A 13257-nucleotide genomic window follows, 5' to 3' on the forward strand; every position below is an offset into this window, starting at 1 on the left:
AATGAAGAGGTATAATATTTATTTCATATTCCTGATGTTAATTGTTTTTTCATCCTGTCAAGAGGATGAAGAATGCGATTTGGTGAATCTAGAAGAGGTTCGAGAGAATGACCTGAATTTGAATCAGCGAGCCGAAAGAAGTCTTAACAATCTTACTCATACTATGATGGCTAGTGTGACAAAACATAATTATAGTGGAGAAAATATGGCGAATTATAGGGTTAATGAATTTTACTTCAAACTTAATGAGAATACCAAAAAATTTTGGTTTGTAACAAATAGCTTCAGAGATCAATCGCAATCCGAATTGATGTATAGAAATGAATACAGTATTGATTTAAAAGATCTTACTCCTGAAAATATTTATTATGATAATAATTCGCTTTCATCGCAATCAATTGGAATTGTTAATATTCATTCAAAGAATAATAATCCCAAAGGAGTGCGAATGAATGCTATAGACTATACTAGTGGTGAAAGAAAACTTTCCTTTTGTGAATATCGAAGTTCCATATCTTTAAATATGGCTCCAAATCGTGCTATAGAATTTGTCAATGAGATAAATTCCTTTTTAAGAGAAAATTCAGGGTACTAAAGGCTGTTGCGTCACGGAATTATAACCACTCTAATTTTTATTCTATCCTAGGTTCATAGTTAAAACCGTCCATATTAAAATTTGGAATAAAATGTTTTTGATCCTACAAATATTAGAACATGGTATCTAATCTACAAAAATTAAAAAAGCCCCGAATTTTCATTCAGGGCTTTTAAGGTGGTGCCTCCAGGAATCGAACCAGGGACACAAGGATTTTCAGTCCTTTGCTCTACCAACTGAGCTAAGGCACCAGTTGCTTTGTGAAAGCGGATGCAAATATATATTGCTTTTTAGAAACCCACAAACGAAATTTTAAAAAAATGCTTTCGTATTTTGGCCGTTCAAAGCAAATCCAGATGAATTTAATCGTTGATGTAGGAAATTCTTTTGTCAAATTGGCTGTATTCCAAAACTATAGCTTAAAACATAGTTCTAAATGTCGCCGTGAAGATTTTTTTGAAAAAACTGAAATCCTTCTAAAAGATTGGCCCCAGCTCAGCCAGGCCATACTTTCGTGGACCGTGAAAGAGGTAGCTGAAGAAGCCGGTTTCCTTGAAAAACGACTAAACCTCCATAAGCTAACCAGTGACTGCAGGTTGCCTTTCAAAAATTCTTATGCCACCCCCAATAGCCTGGGGAAAGACCGAATTGCCCTTGTGGCTGCGGCGGTTAAGGAATTTCCCGGCAAAAATTGCCTGGTAATCGATGCGGGAACCTGTGTTACTTACGATTTTAAAACATCGGCCGAAGAGTACCTGGGCGGTGCCATTTCGCCGGGATTGAATATGAGATTTGAGGCTATGCACAAGTTTACCGGAAATCTTCCGTTATTGAAAGCAGAGGATGAGACAAAATTGCTGGGAACCAATACCATTGACTGTATGCAATCGGGCGCATTAAACGGGCTGGTGTTTGAAATTAATTCATTTGTAGATGCGTATATGGCTGAATATAAACATTTAACAATAATTTTAACCGGTGGGGATTATCAAATTTTGTCAAAGCGAGTAAAAAATGGCATATTTGCCAACCCTAATTTCCTTTTGGAGGGCCTAAATCATATTTTAGAATTTAATATAAGTCAATGATAAAACGATTAATATTAATCGTAGCTGTTATTTTTTCGGCATCAGCCGCGGCGCAGGAAAATATTTCTTCACCATATTCTTACTACGGGATAGGCCTTACAAAGTTTAAAGGCACCGCTGAAAACCGTTCGATGGGAGGTTTAAGTGTATATTCTGATAGTATTCACCTAAATCTTCGAAATCCTGCCGGTTATGGTAAACTTAGGCGAACCACTTATAGCCTGGGCGCAGGTCACGAACAAAACTCTATCGAGTCTTCCCGTGAGAGTGGAACCGTTAGAAATACCTCGCTGGATTATTTGGCGCTGGGTGTTCCTGTAGGGAAATTCGGCTTCGGAATGGGAGTGATGCCATATACTTCAGTAGGATACAGAATCCTTGATATTCGTGATGAGGTAGCCAGCCGTTTAAGCGGTAGAGGGGGAATGAACAGGGTTTTCCTTTCGGCGGGTTACGAAATTATTCCTTCGCTTAGCTTTGGGGTGGAGGCCCAATATAACTTCGGGAACTTCCAAAACCGGCGAACCCTGGTGCGGGAAGATATCCAGCTGGGAACACAGGATGTTAGCAGATCTAATCTACAGGGCTTCAGTTATAACCTGGGGCTCGATTTTCAACGTCGAATCACCTCAAATCTAAATTTACACGCTTCAGCTACTTACGCGCCTGAGGCAAATCTTTCCGCAGAAAATATGAGAAATATCTCTACGGTGGCTTTCACTGCGCAGGGTGAACTTCCGGTGCAGTCAAGAGAATTGGCCGTGCCCGACTCTGAATTTACTTTGCCCTCACGTTACAGCTTTGGACTGGGGCTTGGCAGGGTAAATAAATGGTTTCTGGGTGGGGAATATGCACAAACCGGAGCCAGCGAGTATATAAGCAGATTTAATACGCAAAACGAATCGGCAGTTTATAATGAAGCTGCACAGTACAAGCTGGGAGGCTATTTTATTCCTCAATATAATTCCCTTACAAGTTACTGGAAAAGAGTGGTGTATCGCGCCGGGTTTAGATTTGAAGAAACCGGGCTTAACCTCAATAATCAGGCGGTTAATGAGTTTGGCATCACTTTTGGACTGGGAGTACCAGTTGGACCCGGATTCTCCAATTTAAATCTCGGTTTTGAGTATGGTCAGCGCGGTACTTTAGATGCGGGATTGGTAAAAGAAGACTTTTTTAGAATATCTTTAGGAGTGTCTCTTACCGAGGCGAGAAAATGGTTCGAAAGAAGAAGATTTAATTAACCACAATAAACAAGAACATGAAAGCGAGATTAATAGCATTACTATCAGGAGCCGTGTTAGGTTCAAGTGTTTTGAGCGCACAGTCTAATGACTGTGCAACGATGGCTGCTCTGGCATACGATGATGCCAAGGCCAAAAACTACGACGCCGCCTATGAGCCATTAATGAAAGTTAGAGAGGAATGTCCCAAGTACAGCCTGGCTACTTTTCAATATGGTGAGCGTGCACTGAACCACAAGATCGCCAATTCTGAAGGTGAACAAAAAGAAGAATATATAGAAGAGCTAATTGAGCTTTGGGAGGAGAGACTGGAACTTTTTCCTGAAAAAACCCCAAAAGGTAAAATTTATGCCGATATCGCTCAGTTAAGATATGACAATAAAATAGGTAGCACCGAAGAGCTGTATAAAGCTTTTGACCGTGCCTTCACCGAAGATAGAGATAACTTTACCAGTCCTAAAGGTCTTTATGCGTACTTCCAGTTAATGGTAGATATGCAGGACGCCGGAGAGCGCGAGCTTCAGGAGGTTTTCGATAACTATGATAAGGTTATGGCCAAAATCGAAGAGGAAGAAAACAAAGCTGCCGAGCGTTTGGCGCCTATGCTGGAAAAGCAGGAAAAAGGTGAAGACCTTACTGCGAAAGAGCAAACTCAAATCAAAAACGCTGAGATTAACCTAAACAACTATAATCTTGTTAAAGGTAGTATCGCAGCTAAATTGGGTCAAAGAGCCGATTGTGATAACCTGATCCCTCTTTACACCAAAGATTTTGATGAGAAGAGAGCCGATGTTGACTGGTTGAAAAGTGTAAACGCAAGACTTTCTGATAAAGATTGTACCGAAGATCCACTATTCGTTCAGGTTTCTGAAGCCCTTCACAACCTGGAGCCTTCTGCAAAGTCTGCTTATTCACTTGGACAGTTAGCTGAAGCTAATGGAGACAGAGCTAAAGCTCTTGAGTATTACAACCAGGCTGCAGAGTTGGAAGAAGATCCTTCTGATAAAGCCAGAATTTACTATAGAATTGCAGGTAACTATAAAGAGAGAGGAAGTTTCTCTCAGGCCAGAAATTTCTATAGAAAAGCTGTGAATGCTAAGCCGTCTTTAGGTAGCGCTTACCTGCAAATTGCAAATATGTATGCGCAGAGTGCTAACGACTGTGGGGATGATGCCTTCTCAAAAAGAGCTGTGTACTGGTTAGCTGCCGATTATGCTGCCAGAGCTGCAAGAGTAGATCCATCTATCGCTTCGAACGCAAATGCATCGGTTGAGGCTTATAGAGGTAGAGCTCCACAAAAATCTGATGTTTTCCAGAGAGGAAGCAGCGCTGGAGAAACTATTTCTATCGGATGTTGGATTGGCGAGAGTGTTCGCATTCCAAACTTATAAAATGTGAAGATCACATATAAGAATATCATTTCAGGCATTGTCACGCTAACCGGCGTGACAATGCTTTTTTCATGTCAAGGTAATTTAAAGGAAATTCGTGCCCTCGATCTGGAAGGTGGTTCCCCACAGGCAATTGCAGGGGAGCTCAATCTGAAATACACCGATAGTGGCAGGTTAGTGGCTAACTTGCGTAGTCCAAAAATGTATGATTTTTCCAATAAAAGCTTTCCCTACCGGGAGTTTCCCGACGGTTTGGAACTGGAGTTCTTTGATGAGGAAAATAAAAAAAATACGGTTACGGCAAACTACGGGGTAATCTATGAAGAAACCGGCCTCATAGATTTACAGGGCGATGTGGTGATCATCACCAGCGATAGTACCCGCCTTGAAGCCAGCCAGCTTTACTGGGATCAAAATTTAAGCTGGGTGTTTACCGATAGACCCAACACCATTCGCTTTCCTAACGGGGCGGTGAACCAGGGGGAAGGTTTTGATTCTAATCAAAATTTCGGTAATTTTCGATCCCGTACCAACGTTGGAATTCAAATCATAGAAGAAAATAAAGATGAGTAAATACTTTAAATATTTTGAATATGCTTACCTGTTTATCGCGGCTTTTTTCGCTTTCGAAGCGGTAAGAATTTGGAGTACCGAACGCAACCGGGCTTACCTCTTCATTTTCTTTGTACTGGTATCTGTATTTATGTTCTTCTTCAAAAGACGCTTTAGGCGTAAATTTGAAGAACGTAATAAATAAACCCGAATGACCGAAAGCATTCTGATTATTGTACTCTCCCTTCTCTTTTCTGCGTTTTTTTCGGGAATGGAAATCGCCTATGTGTCTTCCAATAAGATCTATATTGAGATAGAGAAAAGGCAGGAAGATTTTTTGGCGAAAGTCTTAAAAAACCTCACAAAAAAACCCTCAAAATTTATTGCCACCATGCTGGTGGGCAATAATATCGCGCTGGTGATCTACGGGGTATATATGGGTGATCTAATTATGCTGTGGTTAGAATCCCTGCATCCGGTAGATAGTGGCCTGGTAAATTATTTCATTACCGATCTAAGTCTCTTTACCCAAACCCTTATCTCCACGCTGGTAATTTTATTCACTGCCGAATTTCTTCCGAAGGTATTTTTCCAGATCTACGCGAACTCGATGCTGAAGTTTTTCGCGGTACCGGCCTATATTTTTTATCTGCTTTTCAGCTTTATTTCAAGCTTTGTAATTAAGATCTCAGATCTTATTCTGAAGCGATTTTTCAGGACGGAAGGAGACGAGGTGCAATTAGCCTTTTCTAAGGTCGACCTCGGAAACTTCATCAATGAACAGATGGAAACCGTAGAAGATGATGATGAGGTAGATTCAGAAATTCAGATTTTTCAAAATGCACTGGATTTTTCCGATATCAAAGCCAGGGAGGTGATGATTCCTCGTACCGAGATCATTGCCGTAGACCAGCACCAGGCCCCTCAGGATCTTATTGAGACTTTCACCGAAACCGGCCTGTCTAAAATTTTAGTGTATAACGAAACCATAGACGACATCATAGGCTATGTGCATTCCTTCGATCTTTTTAAAAAACCAAAAAGCCTTAAATCTATTTTGATGCCTGTGGTTTTTGTTCCTGAAACTATGTGGATCAAAGACGTGCTCAACGCACTGATTAAAAAACGGAAAAGTATAGCTGTGGTGATCGATGAATATGGCGGCACCAGCGGGATGATGACCGTTGAGGATATCGTGGAGGAGTTGTTTGGTGAAATTGAAGATGAACACGACTCGGCAGTGTTAACCGAAGAGGTTTTAGGAGAAAATCACTTCAGATTTTCGGCCCGCCTGGAGGTTGACTATCTTAACGAAAATTATAAATTCAATCTTCCCGAGGGTGAAAATTATGAAACCCTTTCAGGATTTATAGTGAATCATACCGAAGAAATTCCGCAGCAGGGGGAACAGGTGAAAATAAATGAATTTCAGTTTGATATCCTCGAAGTTTCCAATACCAAAATCGAATTGGTGGAGCTGCAAATCAAAGCCTCAGAATAATTGCGAATTAGTTAAGATTTTGCTAATTATAAGTTTTATTATTAGGCTAAAAACATTATTTTCGCCCCCTGTATTTCGATAAATAACAAACTACAAATGGCAGTATTAAATAAAATCAGACAGCGTTCTGTTTTCTTGATTATCATTATCGCCCTGGCGCTTTTCTCTTTCGTTCTTGCCGATGTGATTAGAAATGGAGGTTTTTCTTCGCAAACCCAAAACACAATTGGAGTGGTTAATGGCCAGGAGATTGGTCGTGAGGAATTTGCAAGACAGGTAGAAGGTTTTCAAAGAAACACCGGCACCAATGCCAGCACTACCGATGCGGTAAACCAGGTTTGGGAACAAAGATTGCGCGAGCTTATCGTTGAAGAAGAATTGGAAAAACTTGGCATTAGAGCCGAGCAGGCCCAGATTCGTCAAATGATTAGAATGCAAATGGGAAATAACCCGGCCTTCACCAATGAAGCCGGAATGTTCGATGAAAATGCTGTTCGCGAATACGTAGCCAGCATTAAGGCCTCTTCCCCTGAAGCTTATGACCAGTGGTTGCGTTTCGAGGAAAATTTAGCCAATACTGCCCGCCAGAATACTTACTTTAATATGGTAAGCGCCGGGGTTGGGGCTACTTTATTAGAAGGAGAGCAGGCTTACAGACTGGAAAACGATAATATCGATTTAAAATTTGTTCAAATCCCTTACACTTCAGTGTCAGATGATGAAGTAGAGGTAAGCAAGGATGAAATCAGAAAATATATCAAAGATCATTCAGCTCGTTTCGAAACTGAAGCCAGTAGAAATATTCAATATGTTTTCTTTGAAGAAACCGCTTCAGAAGAAGATAATGCCGAAGCCCAGGAAGGCCTTTCAGCTTTATTGAATTCAAGAGTAGAATATAATGCAGCTTCACAGGCTAACGATACTCTTCCCGGTTTTGCACAGGCCGAAGATATCGAGGATTTCGTGAATGAAAATTCAGATTTACCTTATGAGAATCGTTTTTATTTCAAAAATCAATTGCCTCGTGAATTCGCCGATAACCTGTTTAACCTTTCAGAAGGAGAGAGTTTCGGGCCATACCAGCACGATGGGTACTGGAAGCTTAGCAGACTTGTAGAAGCCAAACAAATTCCCGATTCTTCTAAGGCAGCACATATCTTAGTGGCCTACCGTGGGCAGCAGTTTGCTCCCGATGTGACCCGAAGCAAGGAAGAAGCTAAAACTTTAGCCGATAGTCTTGCCGGGGTGGTTCGCAGCAATAAGAACCAATTTTCTGCTTTAGCGGCTCAATTCTCATCAGATCTTTCAAATTCTGAAGAAGGTGGAGATCTTGGGTGGGCTACTCCCGGAGCTTTTGTGCCAGAATTTGATGCCTTTATTTTTGAAGGAAATGCTGGTGATGTAGAAGTGGTGGAAACCGATTTTGGTTACCACGTAATTCACATCCAGGAACAAACCGATAGAGAAAGAGCGGTAAAACTGGCTACTTTAGCTCGTGAGATCGAAGCTTCAGAAAGATCGCGAAACAATCTTTTCAACGAAGTAACCAAATTTGAAATCGCAGCACGCGACAATAAATTTGCCGAGGAGGCTCAGAAAAATGGCTACGAAGTGAAAACCGTGCGCGATGTAAAAGCGCTGGAAGAGAGAATTCCCGGGCTTGGACAGCAGAGAAGAGTAGTACAATGGGCTTTTGAAGATGATACCAAAGTTGGGGACATTAGACGTTTCGATCTTCCTAATGGATATATGGTTGCTCAGGTAACTTCGAAAAGAGATAAAGGCCTTATGAGCGCTGAAGATGCTTCTTCGACCGTACTTCCAATTCTTACTAAAAAGAAGAAAGCTGAAATCATCAAAAATCGACTTTCAGGAGATAACCTCGAAGCTATCGCCAGCAATCAAAACACTATGGTACAAACCGCCAATGCGGTAAACCTTGGTAACCCAACCCTTGCCGGCGCCGGTAGAGAGCCTGAAGTGGTAGGATCTGTATTTGCGATGGAGCCGGGTAAAGTAAGCAAGCCAATTGAAGGCGATAAAGGAGTTTACGTGGTAGAATTGGTAAGCCGTAACGAAGCTCCTGCCAGAGATTCTTACCGCAATGTAGCCGATCAGGAAACTGCAAGACTTCGCCAGCAGGCTGCAGGACGACTTTTCGATGCGCTTAGAAAGAAAGCTGATATCGAAGATAATCGTGCTAAATTTTACTAGAAGAGTATAGCTTAAAATATCAAAAAACGCCTTCCGGTTTGGGAGGCGTTTTTTTATGGATTTAAATAAGATTTTACAAAACCATATCGCTATAGGAGAGAATTTCATTATAGCCTTTTCTGCGGAAGTATTCTTGCTCCTGTTCGCCTCCTGTGGCCAGAATAAAGTCGCCGCCCCAGCCACCAAGGCTTTTGATCTCGCCGGAATAATCGGGGAAAAGTTCGGTTTTAATTCGCGGAAGATGGATCGCCTTCGAAATTAAAGTTTCATGAATGAGAATAAGGGTTTTAAATTCGTCTAAATTCTCACATTGCAAAAAGCTTTCGGTAAGCGCTGAAATCTTCTCGACTAAAATTCCCTTATTTGCCTTCTCCTGATTTCTATAATGAGCTATGGCCTGCCTACTGTCCTGCTTTCGGTTTAGGTACACGAAAAATAGATTTTCAGCAAAGGCAGGATGAAAATTGGTTTTTAATATTTTAGGCTTGTCTTTGTCCAACTGATAAACCACAGGGCTTTTACTTCCTGCGACGGCCAAATCGTATCCGCTGCCTCCAAAGCTGTTTTTTAGCAATTCATAAGCATCGAATTCAAACCAATTCGCCAAATTGTTGATAAGGGTAGAGGAGGTCCCCAGGCCCCATTTCCGGTTAAAATCCTGCAGGGTTTTGACATTCCAGGATGAATTTGAAAGAATTTCTGGCTTTTGTTTATGGGCGAAATTTAGAATTTGCAGCAGCCTTTCAGCCACTTTGTGTTCCCCCTGAATCAAATTTTTTAGGCTTAACTCATTATTCTCTAATTGAAACCGGGCTTCAAACCAGGGCTCCTGATTTTCATCCAGACTTTGCCACGAAATCCCGGTTCCCGGAGCTGGCTCTACCTGCAAACTTTGAGTGAATTTAGTAGGAACTGCCAGGGCCCTTGCGCCATCTAAAACGGCATACTCACCTGTGATCAATAATTTTCCGTTGCTTTTAAATTCCTGCATTAGGCTCTTAACTTTTCGAGTTGTTCTACCACACTGCTGTGAGTGACTGTATGTTTTTTGAAATATTCGGTAAGTTGATGTTTCTCGGTTTCGGTGGCCTTGTGTTGGTTGAGAATATTCATTAGATGCATTTTCATATGACCCTGCTGAATTCCCGTGGTGATTAGCGATCGAACCGCTGCAAAATTTTGAGCCAGGCCGGCTACTGCTACGATCTGCATTAATTTTTCAGCTGAAGGCTGCTGCAAAATGTCCAGCGCCAGTTTTACAAGCGGGTGAAGGCTTGTTAGCCCGCCTACCGTACCCAGGGCCAGCGGCACTTCGATCCAGAATTTAAAAACTCCGTTTTTCACTTCGGCGTGGGTAAGGCTTTTATAGGTGCCTTTTCGGGCTGCGTAGGCGTGCACCCCGGCTTCCACAGCTCTAAAATCGTTTCCGGTTGCCAGGACCACAGCATCGATTCCGTTCATAATTCCTTTATTATGGGTAACGGCACGATGCGGTTCGCATTCGGCTATTTTAATCGCCTGAATGAATTTTCTGGCAAATTCTTCTCCTTTCAGGTTTTGATCCTCATCGAGATCTTCTACCGGGCAGGAAACTTCAGCTCTTACCAGGCATTCAGGAACATAGTTGGAGAGTATACTCATGATGATTTCTACCTCTTTTTCTTCAGCAGTAAAAGCATCAAATTTCCGGGCTTCAGCTTTGAAAACTTCAGCAAAATGCTCCAGGCAGGAATTGATAAAGTTGGCGCCCATCGAGTCGCGGGTATCGAACGAACAATGAAGTTGGAAATAATCGTCCAGGCTCTGGGTTTTATCTCTTAGCTCGATGTCCAGCACCCCGCCACCGCGTTTTTCCATATTCCTGGTGATAGGTTTTACCGATTCGAGCAATTTGGGTTTAACCTCCTCGAAGAAGGCCTGTAAATGCTCAAAATCACCTTTCCAGATAAAATGTACCTGACCTATTTTTTTAATATTGATCACTTCGGCTTTGAATCCGCCCCGATTTCGCCAAAACTTGGCTGCTTTACTGGCCGCTGCGATTACAGAACTTTCTTCTATGGTCATTGGCAGGGCCAGTAAATCTCCATTAATTAGGAAATTAGGCGCCAGGCCAAAAGGCAGGTAAAAATTAGATAAGGTATTCTCGGTAAATTCGTCGTGCAATTGCTGCAGGTTGGCATCGCTATTCCAGTATTGACGCAGGATGCGAACATCTTCGGGTTGGTCTTTTAGGTAAGTTTCGGCCAGCCAGTCTATTTTTTGCTTTTTGCTGAGTTTGGAAAAGCCGGTAACAGGTGTGATCATATTGCTAAAATTTAGAGCCGCACAAAGATACAAAGCTAAACTCTAGTACTAAACCAAAACAATTTACCGGGCTGATTTTGTCGAAAATTTCTTTAACAAATCCTTAGTATTTAACACTGGGAGTTAAGAATTTTTGCTGAAATTTTAGTAAACTTGGCCTGCAATACTTATTCCTACAAAATATGAGATTTAAATATGTGGTGCTTGGGTTGTTAATTGCTGCAACTTCAGCAGTTTATGCTCAGGAAAAAAAGATAAGCCTTGAAGATATTTGGGGTGGAGAATTTAGCCAGGAGCGTCTTCAATCCCTGCAATCCCTAAACAACGGTAAAGAATATATAGTTCTGAACCGCGATAGGGAAAATCAAACTACCCAAATTGATGTTTACGATTACAAAAGCGGAAATCTTTCCCGCAGTCTTATCAATACCAAAGATATCGAAGGCCTGGATAATTTTAATAATTATAGCCTTAGTGAAGATGAATCAAAAATTTTGCTCAGCACCGAAAGCGAACAAATTTACCGACGCTCTTCCCGCGGAATCTACTATATCTACGATTTAAATTCTAAAAAACTTACAAAGCTTAGCGACAAAAAGGTGCAGGAGCCCACATTCTCTCCAGATGCTTCTAAAGTTGCCTATGTTTTCGAAAACAATATCTACACCTACGATATCTCTAGCGGAGAAGAAACCCAGGTTACTACCGATGGAGAGATAAATAGCATCATCAACGGGGTGACCGATTGGGTTTACGAGGAAGAATTTGCCTTTGTTCGCGCTTTTGAGTGGAATAAATCGGGAGAAAAAATTGCATATTTAAAGTTCGATGAATCTGAAGTGACCGAATTTTCGATGGATATGTTTGGGCAGGATTTGTATCCTACGCAGTCGATTTTTAAATATCCCAAGGCCGGGGAGCAGAATTCAGAAGTGAGTTTATTTATTTACGATCTTTCTTCAGAAGAAAATGAAAAGGTTGAACTTGGAGATTATGAAGATTTTTATATTCCGAGAATTAAATGGACAAACGATGAGGAAGTTTTAAGTGTTCAGGTGCTGAACCGTCATCAAAACAAACTCGATTTTATCTTTGTGGATGCCGGTGATATGGAGGCTGAAGTGATCATGACCGAGACCGATGAAGCTTATGTAGATGTAACCGACAACCTTACTTTTCTCGATAACAACGATTTTATCTGGACCAGCGAAAGAGATGGCTGGAATCATATCTACCTGTATGACAAATCGGGAAAATTAAAAAATCAAGTAACCAGCGGAAACTGGGAAGTTACCAGGTACTATGGTTTTGATAAAAAATCCAATCGAATTTTCTATCAAAGCACAGAAAATGGAAGCGTAAACCGCGATGTGTACTCCATAAAACCTAACGGAAAAAGCAAAACCAGACTCACCGAAAAAACCGGGATGAACAGCGCCGATTTTAGCGCCGATTATTCCTACTTCATTAATTCGTTCACCAATACTCAAACTCCTTATGAGTTTAGCTTGCATAACGCTAAAAACGGAAAACTGGTAAGAAACATCAAGGATAACAAAGCCCTTCTGGAAAAGGAAAAAGGCTATGATTTTATTCCGAAAGAATTAAGCACGATAGAAGTTAACGGGAATGATTTGAATATGTGGACCATCAAACCCCGCGATTTTGATGAAAGCAAAAAATACCCGCTTTTAATGTTCCAATACTCGGGGCCGGGATCTCAGTCGGTTTCCAATTCTTACTACAATGCCAATGAATATTGGTATCAACTACTGGCCAACGAAGGTTATATGATTGTAACTATAGATGGAAGAGGTACAGGATTTAAGGGAGCCGATTTTAAAAAAGTGACCCAGAAGGAGCTTGGAAAATTTGAGGTTGAAGATCAAATTCAGGCAGCCAGACAGCTTGCTGCATTAGATTATATAGACGAAGATCGCATAGGAATCTGGGGTTGGAGCTACGGCGGATTTATGTCGTCTAACGCCATCCTGAAAGGAAACGAGGTTTTCTCTATGGCTATAGCCGTTGCGCCTGTTACCAGCTGGAGATTCTATGACACTATCTACACCGAAAGATATATGACCACCCCGCAGGAGAATCCTTCAGGTTATGATGAAAACTCGCCAATAAACCACGTGGAAAAATTAGAAGGTGATTACCTGCTTATTCACGGTGGGGGAGATGATAATGTGCATTTGCAAAATACTATGAGAATGGTGGAAGCTTTGGTTCAGGCTAACAAACAATTTCAATGGGCGATCTATCCCGACCGAAATCACGGGATCTATGGCGGCAATACAAGACTGCACCTGTATACCCTAATGACCAATTTTATCAAGGATAAACTTTAAGAAAAACTATA

General features: G+C 41.4%; 11 protein-coding genes and 1 tRNA gene. 9 read left to right on the forward strand and 3 right to left on the reverse strand.

Going from position 1 to position 13257, the window contains the following annotated elements:
• The first annotated feature begins 1 nt into the window (after position 1).
• Positions 2–595: a hypothetical protein gene (locus ACW6QP_RS11970; protein WP_457911107.1), complete on the forward strand. Its 594-nt coding sequence runs from the start codon at positions 2–4 to the stop codon at positions 593–595.
• Positions 596–773: 178 nt separating this feature from the next.
• On the opposite strand, the gene ACW6QP_RS11975 is transcribed toward ACW6QP_RS11970, so the two are convergent.
• A tRNA-Phe gene (locus ACW6QP_RS11975) sits at positions 774–846 on the reverse strand.
• Positions 847–951: 105 nt separating this feature from the next.
• Between ACW6QP_RS11975 and ACW6QP_RS11980 the strand changes: the two genes are divergently transcribed.
• The 7 genes from ACW6QP_RS11980 (at position 952) to ACW6QP_RS12010 (ending at position 8585) form a co-directional block, all read left to right on the forward strand.
• A complete protein-coding gene (locus ACW6QP_RS11980) occupies positions 952–1683 on the forward strand; it encodes a type III pantothenate kinase (protein ID WP_457911108.1) in 732 nt (243 codons plus the stop codon).
• Complete coding sequence (locus ACW6QP_RS11985) at positions 1680–2927, forward strand: hypothetical protein (RefSeq protein WP_457911109.1); 1248 nt, start codon at positions 1680–1682, stop codon at positions 2925–2927. The genes ACW6QP_RS11980 and ACW6QP_RS11985 overlap by 4 nt, the downstream gene beginning before the upstream one ends.
• A 17-nt stretch (positions 2928–2944) precedes the next feature.
• Positions 2945–4318 (forward strand): hypothetical protein, encoded by a 1374-nt coding sequence (locus ACW6QP_RS11990; protein WP_457911110.1) that lies wholly within the window; start codon positions 2945–2947, stop codon positions 4316–4318.
• A gap of 3 nt (positions 4319–4321) precedes the next feature.
• Positions 4322–4891, forward strand: coding sequence for an LPS export ABC transporter periplasmic protein LptC (gene lptC / locus ACW6QP_RS11995; protein ID WP_457911111.1), 570 nt, complete (start codon positions 4322–4324; stop codon positions 4889–4891).
• Positions 4884–5075 (forward strand): hypothetical protein, encoded by a 192-nt coding sequence (locus tag ACW6QP_RS12000; protein WP_457911112.1) that lies wholly within the window; start codon positions 4884–4886, stop codon positions 5073–5075. Before lptC ends, ACW6QP_RS12000 begins: the two co-directional genes overlap by 8 nt.
• A gap of 6 nt (positions 5076–5081) precedes the next feature.
• The gene (locus ACW6QP_RS12005) at positions 5082–6371 is read left to right on the forward strand and encodes a hemolysin family protein (protein ID WP_457911113.1); all 1290 of its coding nucleotides are present in this window, start codon (positions 5082–5084) and stop codon (positions 6369–6371) included.
• Between the two features lie 96 nt (positions 6372–6467).
• A complete protein-coding gene (locus tag ACW6QP_RS12010; RefSeq protein WP_457911114.1) occupies positions 6468–8585 on the forward strand; it encodes a peptidylprolyl isomerase in 2118 nt (705 codons plus the stop codon).
• 73 nt (positions 8586–8658) lie between these two features.
• Here ACW6QP_RS12010 and ACW6QP_RS12015 read toward each other — a convergent pair whose 3' ends face one another.
• On the reverse strand, positions 8659–9576 hold the full coding sequence (locus ACW6QP_RS12015) for a GYDIA family GHMP kinase (RefSeq protein WP_457911115.1): 918 nt from the start codon (positions 9574–9576) through the stop codon (positions 8659–8661).
• A complete protein-coding gene (locus tag ACW6QP_RS12020; RefSeq protein WP_457911116.1) occupies positions 9576–10892 on the reverse strand; it encodes a hydroxymethylglutaryl-CoA reductase, degradative in 1317 nt (438 codons plus the stop codon). The genes ACW6QP_RS12015 and ACW6QP_RS12020 overlap by 1 nt, the downstream gene beginning before the upstream one ends.
• A gap of 182 nt (positions 10893–11074) precedes the next feature.
• Here ACW6QP_RS12020 and ACW6QP_RS12025 point away from each other — a divergent pair, with 182 nt between their 5' ends.
• Entirely contained in the window at positions 11075–13246 is a 2172-nt protein-coding gene (locus ACW6QP_RS12025) for a S9 family peptidase (protein WP_457911117.1), read from the forward strand.
• Positions 13247–13257 lie beyond the last annotated feature (11 nt).

It is taken from the genome of Salegentibacter haimaensis (assembly GCF_054121495.1).

Excerpts from the sequence above, each read along its gene's own strand:
- ACW6QP_RS11970 (WP_457911107.1), top strand. The coding sequence starts at position 2 with ATGAAGAGGTATAATATTTATTTCATATTCCTGATGTTAATTGTTTTT.
- ACW6QP_RS11980 (WP_457911108.1), top strand. The coding sequence starts at position 952 with ATGAATTTAATCGTTGATGTAGGAAATTCTTTTGTCAAATTGGCTGTA.
- ACW6QP_RS11985 (WP_457911109.1), top strand. The coding sequence starts at position 1,680 with ATGATAAAACGATTAATATTAATCGTAGCTGTTATTTTTTCGGCATCA.
- ACW6QP_RS11990 (WP_457911110.1), top strand. The coding sequence starts at position 2,945 with ATGAAAGCGAGATTAATAGCATTACTATCAGGAGCCGTGTTAGGTTCA.
- ACW6QP_RS12000 (WP_457911112.1), top strand. The coding sequence starts at position 4,884 with ATGAGTAAATACTTTAAATATTTTGAATATGCTTACCTGTTTATCGCG.
- ACW6QP_RS12005 (WP_457911113.1), top strand. The coding sequence starts at position 5,082 with ATGACCGAAAGCATTCTGATTATTGTACTCTCCCTTCTCTTTTCTGCG.
- ACW6QP_RS12010 (WP_457911114.1), top strand. The coding sequence starts at position 6,468 with ATGGCAGTATTAAATAAAATCAGACAGCGTTCTGTTTTCTTGATTATC.
- ACW6QP_RS12015 (WP_457911115.1), bottom strand. The coding sequence starts at position 9,576 with ATGCAGGAATTTAAAAGCAACGGAAAATTATTGATCACAGGTGAGTAT.
- ACW6QP_RS12020 (WP_457911116.1), bottom strand. The coding sequence starts at position 10,892 with ATGATCACACCTGTTACCGGCTTTTCCAAACTCAGCAAAAAGCAAAAA.
- ACW6QP_RS12025 (WP_457911117.1), top strand. The coding sequence starts at position 11,075 with ATGAGATTTAAATATGTGGTGCTTGGGTTGTTAATTGCTGCAACTTCA.